This window comes from Duganella sp. CF458 (genome assembly GCF_900113115.1).
Classification (GTDB): Bacteria; Pseudomonadota; Gammaproteobacteria; order Burkholderiales; family Burkholderiaceae_D; genus Rugamonas.
This window is the reverse complement of record NZ_FOOF01000012.1, coordinates 48917-61593: the sequence shown is the minus strand read 5'-3', so window position 1 is coordinate 61593 and position 12677 is coordinate 48917. Positions and strand designations below refer to the sequence as shown.

Here is a 12677-nt window from a genome sequence, read left to right as displayed (position 1 = left end):
TGTTCGTTTACTGAAGCTGCACGTTGACCTGGCCGGTCGTCGTGCCACTCGGGCCGATAAAGACTGTGTACGTGCCTGATGTCGCGAGCGCCGGCAGATTCAAAGTTGCGTTCGACGCCACCGATGTCGAAGTCAACGAACTGCCATTCGGATTGAATACGATAACGCTTGCCGAAGACGAGAAAGCACCGTCGGTAAATCGCAATGTGTAGGCCTGGCCGGCAACGCCATTGAATGTAAGGCGAGCATTCTGCCCAACGCGGGTGATAGAAACAGTCATCGCAGGATCGTTCTTGACCAAGAGTCCCGGCACATCAGCCGAAAGCCAAACAGTGCTCGCTACACTTACAAAGTTCGCGGCTTTCACGACGACCTTGTAGGTTCCGTTGCTCGGCAAGGCTGGCACGTCATTGCTGTTATTGCCGCCCCAATTGTCATAAAAGAGCTGGGTTCCATCAGGATTGATGACGAAGTAGTAGATGCTGTTCGAAGCCGGGTCAGTACTAGCGCCCGTATAACCAAGTCCCAGGGTCTGCCCTGCCACACCGGTGAAACTAAGGGCCGCACGTTGACCTGGTACGAGGCTGACGGATGCGCCAGCGCCATTAATTGCGATCGCGCCAACTGAGTCGTCTGCAATCGTCACAATCGCAGCATCTACCTTGCCGGTATTGGTGGACTCCGGATTGAACCAGATGGAGTACGTACCAGATGCTGGAAGCGGCCCGGTATCGAAGTCCTGCGACGTCGAAATCGAAGTGGTGTTCAGGGTCGATCCGTCCGGCTTGTACATGGACACCGAGACCGTGCTGGCGAAGGTCCCTCCACGCAGCTTGAGCCAATAGCGCTTCCCGGCCACGCCATCAAACGTGACGTAAGCGTTCTGTCCGATACGAGGGATGTTCACACTCAACGGCGCCGCATCCGGAACAAGGGTCGCCGACACGTCAGCGGACAACAATAGTGACAGGCTCGACGTCGCAAAAGTACCGGACTGAACCACGATTGTGTAGGTGCCGCTCACAGGCAGTATCGGCAAGTTGTTGCTGTTGCTGCTGCCCCAGTTATCCCAGAACAGCTGGCTTCCATCAGGTTTAAGCACGGTGTAGTACATGGACTGCGACGCCGGATTGGTCGTGACATTGGCATACCCCAGACCCAAGCGTTGGCCGGCAATACCGTTGAACGTGATCATGGCACGCTGGCGAACGGCGAGTGATATAGGTAATGCTGCACCGTTGATCTCAATCGGACTAACAAAGTCAGCAGGAATAGTGACAAGCTCTACATCGACCTTGCCCGCATTCGTAGAATTAGGATCAATCCAGACGACATAAGTACCCGATACCGGCAGTACGCCCATATCGAAGTCCTGCGACGTAGATATAGAAGTGGTGTTCAGCGTAGAGCCATCCGGCTTGTAAATGTAGACCGTTGCCGTGGCAGGGAATGTCCCATTGCGCATCTTGAGCCAGTAGTGCTGGCCAGCCACAGCATCAAATGTAAGGCGCGCATTCTGACCGATACGCGAGATGTTCACATTCAATGGCGCTGCACCCGGAACGAGAGTCCCCGCCACGTCAGCGGACAACAGTAGGGACAGGCTCGATGTTGCAAAAGTACCGGACTGAACCACGATGGTGTAGGTGCCGCTCACCGGCAATGTCGGCAAGTTATTGCTGTTACTGTTGCTCCAGTTATCCCGGAACAGCTCACTTCCATCGGGCTTAAGCACGGTGTAATACATGGATTGCGATGCTGGATTGGTCGTGACGTTGGCATACCCCAGGCCCAAATGCTGGCCTGCGGTGCCATTAAAGGTGAGCAAGGCGCGCTGACGGACGTCGAGGGCGAGAGGCAGTGCTGCACCGTTGATTTCTATCGGCCCGGTAATGTCCGGTGCCACTTGATTGATCTGGACGTCGACCTTCCCCGTCACCGTGGACGTCGGGTCGATGAAGATGGCATACATACCGGTCGTAGGCAACGCCGGGATTTCGAAATTCGCCGCAGAAGTACCGATCGAGAAACTCGTCAGCACAGTTCCATCAGGCTTCACCACATTGACGTTTGCAGAAGTGATCGTGCTGCCGTTAAACGCCAACCAGTAGCGTTCGCCGGCGACGCCATTGAAGGTCGGGCGGAAGTTCTGGCCGACGCGGGAAGAAACCATACTCGTTGTCTGACCGAATACAAGCTGCCCAGGGATATCCTTGGACAACCAGACGTTCAAGCTAGCGGACGAGACGGTTGGTGGATCGACTAAAAGCGTATAGATGCCTGTTACCGGCAACATGGGCAAGTTGTTGCTGTTGTCATTACTCCAGGTATCGCCGAATAAATGCGATCCGTCAGGCTTGAAGACTTTGTACGCCATCGAAGCAACAGGATTCATCGCGAGGTTCGTATATCCAAGTCCGAGATACTGCCCTGCTTCGCCATTAAACGTGTAGTAACCGTTTTGCGCAGCGCTCAAGTTGACCGCTTTCGCTGGGCCATCGACCAGCAGCGCGCCGGTATCTGCGGCCTTTAATTGCAAATCAACTTTGCCTCCGGCAGACGCGGACAACACCATCGTGTACGTGCCGTAGACAGGTAGCGCCGGGAAGTCAAAAAAGTAGTTGTTATTAATATTGGTAGTTGCAACGGTTCGTCCGTCCGGGCTATAGACCGCCATTGCAGGCGAACTCGAAAAAGTCCCTGCGCTCGACAACAGCGAAAGCATTTGCTTCACATTGCCTTCGAACAGCAGGATTGCTTTCTTGCCAGCCGTACCGATCTGTACTGTCTGCGCGGCTCCCCCTGCTACGAGCCGCCCTGTATGAACGATATCGGCCGCAGATACTCCTGGAGGCAAAGCGTAAAAGTCATTGGCACTGACTGCCTTGCCCATTGCGGTGGTTACGGAGATCTTGCCGGAGGCAGCAATGGTTGGGACTGAGGTGACAATTTGGGTAGGACTAGCACTACTTGTGATAGCCGCATATTCGCCGATCTTTACCTTGTTCGCAGCTGGCTGGGCGCCAAAATTGGTTCCCGTGACTGTAATCGCGGTTGCCGCCGGCCCCATAGCCGGCGAGAACGATGTAATGGTTGGCGTTTTGGCTGTCGCTATCACGAATTCGGAACTGCTGGTCGCCGTTCCGTTCGCATTGGACACGCTGATCTTCCCTGTACTCGCGTTCGCAGGAACTGCAACAGTCAGCATAGTCTTCGTCGCGCTCAGGACCACGGCGGATACACCGTTAAAGGTCACGGCATTGTTCGTGGCGACTTCGCTGAATCCGCTGCCATAAATCGAAACCTGAATTCCACCAGCCCCCGAATTCGGAGAGAATTCGGAGATGACGACACCGCCCGCGACAATGCGTTTTACCGAGAGGATGTTTCCGATCTCATCATAGCGGTAAGCTGTCCCGCTTCCGTCGGAGGACGTGGCCTGGACCAGCCTTCCGGCTTCGTCATAAACGTAGCGGATCTGGTCGGCCAGCGCTGGCGTATTGGCTTGCACTGCCATTGCGATCAGGAGCGTAACAAGCAGCCTCCAGGCTACCGCGAGAACCGACCGCCCCACGTCTCTCTCCAATATCTGTCTTCCAGCCAGACCCAGCAACATTCGCAACCTCTTCAATCGAATTATTAGAAGTGTATAATTTCCATTTGGAAATTTTTGGCCTGAAGTGTTGCACAGCAAAGGGCAAAGATCAACAGATTTTCTAAAGTGATAATTGGATAGAATCTTCGATGTTAAAAAGATTGAAGCACGCGCGAATTCACCACGTTATGTTGCTTATCTTCGCGGGATTCGCGCTCTTCGCCACCACAAAGGCGAGTGAAGGCTTGCCGAAACTTCGCGAACTTCCTATTGAACAGGACGAAAAAGAACGCCAATCCCAAAGCCTGATCGCGTTGGGTAAGAAGCTATTCTTTGATAAGCGATTGAGCGCCAACGGAACGATCAGCTGCGCCTCCTGTCACGTCCCTGAAAAAGCGTTTGCCGACGGAAAACCACTGGCCCTTGGCATTCATAATCAATTGGGCACACGTAATACACCGTCACTGCTGAACGCAAAATTCAATACCTCGTTCTTTTGGGATGGACGGCAGGATACGCTGGAGAATCAGGCACTGGATCCGATTTTAAATCCAAGAGAACATGGGATACCTGACCTGAATAATATGTTAAATATTATTCAAAATGATTCCGGCTACAAAAAACTATTTACAGCCGCATTCCCGCAAGACCTGCCCGGCATCGGCCCAAGGCACGTTGCAAGCGCGCTGAGCGCCTTTGAGCGAACCCTCATTGCGGCCAACTCGCCATTTGACCGCTTTTATTTTGGTGGCGATCAGTCAGCCATCAGCGCTGCCGCAAAACGGGGATTGAAGTTGTTCCAGGGCAGCGCAAAGTGCGTCAGTTGCCATTCGATCGGCAAGCAAAGCGCCTTATTCACGGACAATGAGTTTCATCAGCTTGGCGTTGGCATCTCGGAAATTGCGAACGATTTGCCCGAATTGACCAAGCGAATCGTCAAGTTAAAAGAACAAAACCTTAGCCTGGATTCATCCATTCTTCACGATGTAAAGCTGGCAGAATTAGGACGCTTCGCCGTGACCATGCGGCCCCTCGATATTGGCCGGTTCCGCACGCCATCACTTCGCAATGTGGCGCTGACTGCTCCCTATATGCATGACGGAAGCATTCCAACCTTGCCTGAAGCCGTGGAACTCGAGCTCTACTACCGAAGCACCGAAATTGGATATCCCCTGATTTTGACTCCGGCAGAAAAGGATGATCTTGTGCAGTTCCTGGAAACCCTCAACAGCCCTGCAGCCCTTGTTCCACCTCACGAATGGCGAGCGTCAGATTGAGATAGGGCCGCTCTTCGCTTGACACGATTGCGACATTTGTCGCATACTAGTGCCAATCGTCACAAACCGCGTCTTACCATGCATATTCCATCGACCCCTGAACTCTGCGTACTCAAAGCCCTCTGGCGCCAAGCGCCGTTGAGCGCGCGCGAAATCCACGAAGCGGTGGAGGAAGAACTGGGCTGGTCGTTCTCTTCCACGCGCAAAACGGTGGAGCGGATGATGGAGAAGCAGATGATTGCGCAGCATGTGCGCCATGGTGTGCAGGTGTATGAAGCCCTGTTGGACAAGGTCGAAACGCTGGCCGCTTACGCCCGCGACTTCGGCTCGCGCATCATGGAACTCGATACGCCGCTACCGGTGAATATGTTCGCGGGCAGTAAACTGGTTGACGCGACCGAACTCGCGCAGTTGGAGCAGATGCTGTCTGACTGGCCCGATGAGGACGACGCAAAGTGAACGACTTCGACTTGCTGTTGATGCGCTTCCTGCTCGCGAGCCTTGGCTGCTTTGCTGCCGGCTTCAGCGTGTGGGCATTGAGCGCCCTGCTCCGGCGCTTCCTGCCTGCGCTGGCGGCGCAGCGATCGCTTTGGTTGCTTGGTCAATTGGCCGTGCTGGCGACCTTCGCGCTGCTGCTCCTGCCGCATAGTGAGCGCGTGCGCTTGATCCCTCCACTCGAAGCGGCAACCGAAACGGTCACCCATTACATTGCGCCACCAAAGACCCCGCCCCTTCCCAACGCAACGGCCGATAGTGCGCAAGCGTCGGACAATTTTTCCAGTACGCGTGTCTGGATGCTCCACGGTGCCCAATTATGGCTATGTGTGTACCTTGCCGGACTGGCTTGGTCGGCCGCCAGCCTGTGGCGCGCGCAGCGCATGCTGAACCAGCTGGCGCGGACCGGCGATGTAGCGAACGCGGGACGTGCTGCGATCATCGAAGTGGATGCGCCGATTTCGCCCATGCTGCTTGGCCTGTTCCGCCCTCGCCTGCTGATGCCACGCCATTTGGGCGGCTTCGATAAGCTGCAGCGCGAAATGATCGTCGAGCATGAATTGACCCACCTTCGCCGCCACGACTTGCAATGGATGGCCGCCGGTATGCTGCTGCAAATGCTGTTGTGGTTCAATCCCTTCATGCGGCTGCTGCGCGCCAACCTGACCTGGGCGCAGGAACTGGGCTGCGACCGCGATGTGCTGCGAGGCCGTCCGGCGTCCCAACGCAAGGCCTACGCTGCGGCACTGGTGGCGCAGCTCAAGCTGCAGCACCTTACGCCACAGGGCGCGCTGGCATTTGGCAGCATCGATGCGAACACGCTGGCTGAGCGCGTGTCGCTGATTCGTACACCAGCCAACACGCGCCGCGCCATGTGGGCTCGTGCCGCGACAATTGCAGCGCTGGCAGCTATCGTTGGCGGTAATTTCGCGCTGCAGCCTGCGTTGGCATGGAGCGTTTCACCTTCCGCGCAATCGGTCGCTGCGCTGAATTGCACCACCTTCGTCGATGCCGCCAGCGGCAAAGCGCTGCTGCGCGAGGGCGATTGCGCGGCGCGCATCACACCGGTTTCTACCTTCAACATCGCCGTTAGCCTGATGGGCTATGACAGCGGATTCCTGAAGAACCAGCACGCGCCGGTGCTGCCTTATCGCGAGAGCTACAAAGCCTGGAACAAGGAATGGCACCGCGACATGGACCCGAGCCAGTGGATCCGCTATTCGGCCGTCTGGTATGCCCAGCAAGTCACACAGCACATTGGCCGCGAGCGATTCGAGCGCTATGTGCAGGGTTTCGGCTACGGCAACCGCGATACCGGCGGCGACAAGGGCAACGACAATGGCTTGACCTGGTCGTGGGTCGGCTCGTCGATGCAGATTTCGCCCGACGAGCAGACTGCCTTCCTGCGCCGCCTGGTGCGGCAGGAGCTCCCTGTCTCGCGGTATGCGCATGAACAGACTGCGCGCCTGCTGAAAGTAAAAGACCTGCCGAACGGCTGGCAAGTGTTTGGCAAGACCGGTACGGGCGCCCCTGTGGGCCCGGACGGCAAGGACGACTACTCCCGTTCCTACGGCTGGTTCGTAGGCTGGGCGACCAATGGCGAGCGCACCATTGTGTTCGCGCGCCTGGCTCAGGACGAGACTGTGATCGAAGGTGCTGCGGGCCCGCGCACCAAGGAAGCCTTCTTGCGCGACCTCCCCGCGCAACTCGCAAAACTCTAACCAAGGACCAAAATGAAACGCAAAATCTTCGCCCTGCTTGCAGGGCTAGGCCTCCCTTTGCTCGCGTTTTCTGCAGAGCACTGCCTGGCGATGGCCGATGCGGCCACCGGCAAATGGCTGGTGCACGAAGGCGTATGCGATAAACGCTTGCCGCCGATGTCGACCTTCAAGCTGCCGATCGCGCTGATGGGCTATGACGCTGGCGTGCTGTGGGACGAGCACGCACCTGTGCTGCCCTTCAAGCAAGGCTATGTGGACTGGCGCCCGGTTTGGAAACAATCGCACGACCCAAGCTCCTGGATGAAGGAATCGGTCGTCTGGTATTCCCAGCAAATCACCCTGCAAATGGGCGAGCAGCGATTCGCCGGCTACGTCAAGCGCTTCGCTTACGGTAACGGCGATGTCAGCGGCGATCCGGGCAAGCACAATGGCCTGTCCGAATCGTGGCTAGGTTCCTCGCTGCGCATTTCGCCGGACGAGCAAATCGCTTTCCTGCGCCGCGTCGTCAACCGCGAGCTGGACCTCAAGCCCAGCGCATACGACATGGCAAGGACACTGGTCAAATGGCCCGAGCAGGTGGGCGGCTGGCAGGTGTTCGGCAAGACCGGCAGCGGCAGCGATGGCGCCCGTGATTTGGGTTGGTACGTCGGCTGGCTCGAACTCGGCGACCAGCGCGTGGTCTTCGCCCAGGTCGGCGACGCCAGCGGCATGCAAGTGCGCGATGACTTCCTGCGCGGCCTGAAAGTGCGCGTTGCCGTGGATGGCGTGATCCCTTCGCTGATGGCGGAACAAGCGTTGCCCGGCATGGCGGTCGCCGTTACGCTGGACGGCAAGCCATACTACTTCAACTACGGCGTCGCCTCGCGCGAAACCAATGCGCCGGTCAGCGAAAACACCCTGTTCGAAATCGGTTCGGTCAGCAAGACCCTGACCGCCACTCTGGCCACTTGGGCGCAGGCGCAGGGCAAGCTGTCGCTGGCTGCGCACCCTTCGCGCTACCTGCCGCAACTCAAAGGCAGCGCCATCGACAAAGCGACCCTGCTCCACCTGGGTACCTACACCGCCGGCGGACTTAAGCTGCAATTCCCCGACGAGGTGCGCGAGGGGCAGGAAATGGCCTTCTTCCGCGCATGGCGGCCGGATGCGGCGCCCGGGGCAATGCGCCGCTACTCGAACCCCAGCATCGGATTGTTCGGGCATGCCGCCGCGGCTGCACTGGGGAAGGACTTCGCGACCGCGATGGACTCCGAGATCTTCCCCCGCTTCGGCATGAAAATCAGCTACATGAAAGTGCCCGGGCACGCGATGCCGGACTACGCCTGGGGCTACAACGATGGCAAGCAAGTCCGCGTGAATCCAGGCCCCTTCGATGCGGAGGCATACGGCGTCAAGACCAGCAGCGCTGACCTGCTGCGCTTCGTACAGGCAAACATCGATCCGAGCCGACTGGAGCCGTCCATGCGGCGCGCCGTGGCGGCAACCCACGTACCTTATTTCGAAGCCGGCCCGCTTTTGCAGGGACTTGGCTGGGAACAGTACCCTTATCCAGGCACGCTGGAGCGGCTGCAAAGCGGTAGCGATCCGTCCATGACTCGCGAGCTCGTTCCGGCCAAGCGTCTCCCGGCAGGCAGTGCGGCTGGCGACGCAACGCTGTTCCATAAAACCGGCTCCACCGGCGGCTTCGGTGCATACGCGGTTTTTGTCCCGCAGAAGAAGATCGGAATTGTCATGTTGGCAAACTCCGTCTATCCCAACCCGGACCGCATCAAGGCCGCCTACGCGATCCTGCAGCAGCTCGCACCCTAAGGCGCGGCGCAGTCCTTCTCACAGCTTGATCTAGATCAAAAATAACTAACTTGCATTGAGAATACGCAGTTCTTTCCGAATTTTTGACCTGCGTCAATTCAATAACATGCATGTGAAACATAAGATTTGTCTGTCAACGGCGCAATCCCGTGCCAGACAAACCTGTGAGAAGAAAATGAAACCGACCTTGATGTCCAAAGCCATGGCGGCACTGGTGATCGGCGCCGCAACACTGGCGCCAGCTTATGCACAACATGGCCAGCACGGCGGCAATGGCAGCACTGCCGTTCAATATCGTCCTGACGTGACCTTTACCCTGCATACCGATATCGCGGACGGTAAGCTGGTGTTCATCAGCGACACCGGCGAATCCAAGGGCAAGGCTAATCCTACGTTGCGCGTGCCGCTGGGTGCAGTTGTGCAGATCAACCTGGTCAACGGGGATGGCGCCACCCACGATATTTCCGTGCCCGACTTCAAGGCAAAATCGAACCAACTGAAGGACAAAGGCGCATCGACCGCCATCGTCTTCAAGGCCGACAAGAAGGGTGAATTCACCTATATCTGCACCCTGCCGGGCCACGTGGCTGCGGGCATGATCGGCAAGATCATCGTCGGCGAAGGCGAACTCAAAGCTGCGCCACAGGGGGCCGATGTTTCGCGCAACCCGATGGAAGTCGGCACTCCCATCGGCAAGCGCGGCCCGCAAACAGTGAACGTGAAGCTGGACACCACTGAAATTCTCGGCCAGCTGATGGACGGCACCACCTACAAGTACTGGACCTTCAACAATAAGATTCCTGGCCCGTTCATCCGCGTGCGTGTGGGCGACACCGTAAACGTGGACATGTCCAACGCCAAGGACAGCCACATGATCCATTCGGTCGACTTCCACGCCGTGACCGGCCCGGGCGGCGGCGCCGCAGTGACCCAGGCGGCGCCAGGCAGCACCAAGAGCTTCACCTTCAAGGCCATCAACCCGGGCCTGTACGTGTACCACTGCGCTACCCCGATGGTGGCCCAGCACATTTCCAACGGCATGTACGGCATGATCCTGGTGGAACCTGAAGGCGGCCTGCCGAAAGTCGACAAGGAGTTCTATGTGATGCAGGGCGAGCTGTACACCGCGCAAAAGCACGGCACGCCCGGCGAAGCCGAGTTCTCGCTGGACAAACTGCTGGCAGAACAACCGGAACACCTGATGTTCAACGGTACCCATGACGCGCTGACCAAGACCCACCGCATGGAATCCAAGGTTGGCGAAACCGTTCGCATCTTCTTCGGTGTCGGCGGTCCCAACGCAACCTCCAGCTTCCACGTCATCGGTGAAGTGTTCGACCGCGTGTACAACCTGGGCGACCTGACTTCGCCTCCGCTGCAGAACGTGCAGACCACCACCGTGGCTCCCGGCGGCGCAACGATGGTCGAGTTCAAGACCGAGGTACCGGGACGCTTCATCCTGGTCGACCACGCGCTGTCGCGGATGGAGAAAGGCCTGGTCGGCTTCCTCTACGTGACCGGCAAGGAGAATCCGGAAATCTTCCGGACCAGCAGCAAGCCTGACGGCGACTCGGGCCATTAAGCAGGAATAGCCCCGACATAACCTTAACCAGGACAGGACCCGCCCAGCGGGTCCTTTTGCCATTTCAGGAGAACCAAATGCCAAGCCCCAAAATCGACCCCCGCGAGTTCCTCAAGCGACTGCCCCTGTTCGCAGACCTGTCGCCGGAGGAGCTGACGCTGGTGGCTGCCGGCACCACCGAACACCACATCCCGCGCGGCAGCGCCGTCTTCCAGCGCGGCGATCCATGCGTCGGCTTCCACATGGTCATTTTCGGCCAGGTGAAACTCAGCTTCCTCTCCGCCCAGGGCAACGAGAAGATCGTCGAGATCATCGGCCCGGGCCACAGCTTCGGTGAAGCGCTGATGTTCATGGAAAAGCCCTACATCGTCACCGCCCATGCGGTCAGCGACTGCATGCTGCTGCACATCTCCAAGCACACCGTATTCGCCGAACTGGCGCGCAATGCGCAGTTCGCGCGCCGCATGCTGGCCGGCATGAGCCGCCGCCTGCATGGCCTGATTTCGGACGTGGAAGCCTACTCGCTGCGCTCGGGCAGCCAGCGCATTATCGGCTACCTGTTGAAGGATGACGATGCCGGAGATGGTTCGGAAATCACGCTGGCCGTCAGCAAGAAGCTGCTGGCATCGCGCTTGAACCTGACTCCGGAATACTTCTCGCGCGTGCTGCACGAACTGGCCGACCAGGGCATGATTGCCGTGAACGGCCGCCAGATCAAGATTCTTGATTCTGCCCGTTTGCGAGCTTACGAAGGCTGATCGCAGCCAGCGCCAGGTCAAACCCCAGGCGCATGCAGGCAACTGCCAGTACCGCACCGGCCAGTTGGGCAAGCCAGCCAGGTGCGATGGCAGCGGCAAGCAGCATCCCCACGCTGGCGGCATGCCAGGCGAACTGCACGCGCGGTTCGCTCTCCGGCATCATCTGACGCACGCCCGGCACATCGCAGCCGGCGTGCTGCCCGTGGTACCACAAGAGGAACGGCACAATCTTGTACAGCATGCCGTTCACTGCTGACATGGCGAATCCGCCGATAAACAGCACGCCAAGCAGCAACGCCTTGTCCATGCCACGCGGGCAAAGGAAGACGGCAACGCTGGCCAGCAGCGAGCCAAGCGACAGCCACCAGTACCATGTCGCTACATCCGCCGCGCGCTTGCGGCGGAACAGCAGCACCAGCGTATACACCGCGAACAGCGCCAGGCAGGCGCTCACCAGCCCCGCGCCAATCCATTGCCATTGTTGGTTGAGCAGGTAGCCTGCGGTCCACAGCGCCAGCCCGCCAAGACACAGCGGCGGCAGCGTGAAGGCGAGCTGGCGCGGGAACAATTGGGTGGACTGGAACATCGGTACCACCTGGAACACGACCGACACCACCAGCACCCCGACCCAGCCTACCAGCGCCCAGGCGGCATGCACATTGGTCCATTCCATCACACGCAGCCGCACCGCACCGACCAGGAAAGCCGCCAGCGCGACGCCGATCGCCACGGCGCAGGCCAGCGCCACCACCGCCTGGCGCATGCCGGCGACGACAGGCAGCGCATTCGGTGCGGAACGCTGCGCGAGCGCCCGCGCCAGAACAGCGACAAGAAGGATAAAGGCCCCGGCCAGCAGGATCCCGGCCGCGCGCAGGCACCACGGCAGTCCATGCAGGAACCCCGCCGCCAGCAGCAGTGCGCCGCCGGCCAAGGCTCCCCAGATCACGGGACCGAGTCGGCGCGCCCAGTGCAGCTCGACACCTGCAACCACCGGCACCATCTGCAACAGCGAGCCCGCCATGGCCATGCCAAGGAAACCGAGTGTCAGCAAATGGGTCACGGCCAGCGTGGCCGGTGCCCAGCGCGTACTCATTGCCTCGGCGCCCTGCCACACCAGCAGCAGGCCGGCCAAGGCACCGAACCATGGCGCCGCCAGCAGGAAACGCAGCGGCAGCGCCAGCCCGGGCGTATGCTCGAAAGCCAGCTTGCGTTGCATCAGTCGGCGTGGGTAATCAGGATTTCGTAGATATAGTCTTCGCGCATCGAGGTGGCGTGGCGGTAGCCGTTTTTCTCGAGGATGCGGTAGAGGGGAACCGGCTCGCGGTCGATGACCATGCGGAGTTGCTGGCCAGGTTGCAGCAGGTCGAGCGCTTCCAATACGCGCTCCATCGGTTCGGGCGGCACCATGCCGCACAGCTCCAGCAAGATTTCAGGCGCACTCAT

Annotated in this window: 9 protein-coding genes and 1 pseudogene; 7 read left to right on the top strand and 3 right to left on the bottom strand. The window is 58.9% G+C overall.

Annotation, left to right across the window (positions count from 1 at the left end; all coding sequences use genetic code 11):
* Positions 1-7 precede the first annotated feature (7 nt).
* Positions 8-3616: an IPT/TIG domain-containing protein gene (locus tag BM269_RS19005; RefSeq protein ID WP_139232799.1), complete on the bottom strand. Its 3609-nt coding sequence runs from the start codon at positions 3614-3616 to the stop codon at positions 8-10.
* 128 nt (positions 3617-3744) lie between these two features.
* Between BM269_RS19005 and BM269_RS19000 the strand changes: the two genes are divergently transcribed.
* The 7 genes and pseudogenes from BM269_RS19000 to BM269_RS18975 all read left to right on the top strand — a co-directional run bounded on the left by BM269_RS19000 (position 3745) and on the right by BM269_RS18975 (position 11234).
* Positions 3745-4872, top strand: a complete 1128-nt coding sequence (locus BM269_RS19000) for a cytochrome-c peroxidase (RefSeq protein ID WP_090440406.1) — start codon at positions 3745-3747, stop codon at positions 4870-4872.
* A gap of 78 nt (positions 4873-4950) precedes the next feature.
* The gene (locus BM269_RS18995; RefSeq protein WP_090440403.1) at positions 4951-5331 is read left to right on the top strand and encodes a BlaI/MecI/CopY family transcriptional regulator; all 381 of its coding nucleotides are present in this window, start codon (positions 4951-4953) and stop codon (positions 5329-5331) included.
* Between the two features lie 20 nt (positions 5332-5351).
* Positions 5352-6200, top strand: a pseudogene (locus BM269_RS30175) (M56 family metallopeptidase); the annotation flags it as partial.
* Positions 6201-6239: 39 nt separating this feature from the next.
* Positions 6240-7088, top strand: a complete 849-nt coding sequence (gene blaOXA / locus BM269_RS30170; protein WP_373994403.1) for a class D beta-lactamase — start codon at positions 6240-6242, stop codon at positions 7086-7088.
* Between the two features lie 12 nt (positions 7089-7100).
* Positions 7101-8894, top strand: coding sequence for a class C beta-lactamase (gene ampC, locus BM269_RS18985; RefSeq protein WP_090440397.1), 1794 nt, complete (start codon positions 7101-7103; stop codon positions 8892-8894).
* Positions 8895-9069: 175 nt separating this feature from the next.
* On the top strand, positions 9070-10476 hold the full coding sequence (nirK, locus tag BM269_RS18980) for a copper-containing nitrite reductase (RefSeq protein WP_170860426.1): 1407 nt from the start codon (positions 9070-9072) through the stop codon (positions 10474-10476).
* A gap of 77 nt (positions 10477-10553) precedes the next feature.
* Positions 10554-11234, top strand: coding sequence for a Crp/Fnr family transcriptional regulator (locus tag BM269_RS18975; RefSeq protein ID WP_090440394.1), 681 nt, complete (start codon positions 10554-10556; stop codon positions 11232-11234).
* Here BM269_RS18975 and BM269_RS18970 read toward each other — a convergent pair.
* A complete protein-coding gene (locus BM269_RS18970; protein ID WP_090440391.1) occupies positions 11191-12450 on the bottom strand; it encodes a hypothetical protein in 1260 nt (419 codons plus the stop codon). The genes BM269_RS18975 and BM269_RS18970 overlap by 44 nt on opposite strands.
* Positions 12450-12677, bottom strand: a complete 228-nt coding sequence (locus tag BM269_RS18965; protein WP_090440388.1) for a DUF2249 domain-containing protein — start codon at positions 12675-12677, stop codon at positions 12450-12452. The genes BM269_RS18970 and BM269_RS18965 overlap by 1 nt, the downstream gene beginning before the upstream one ends.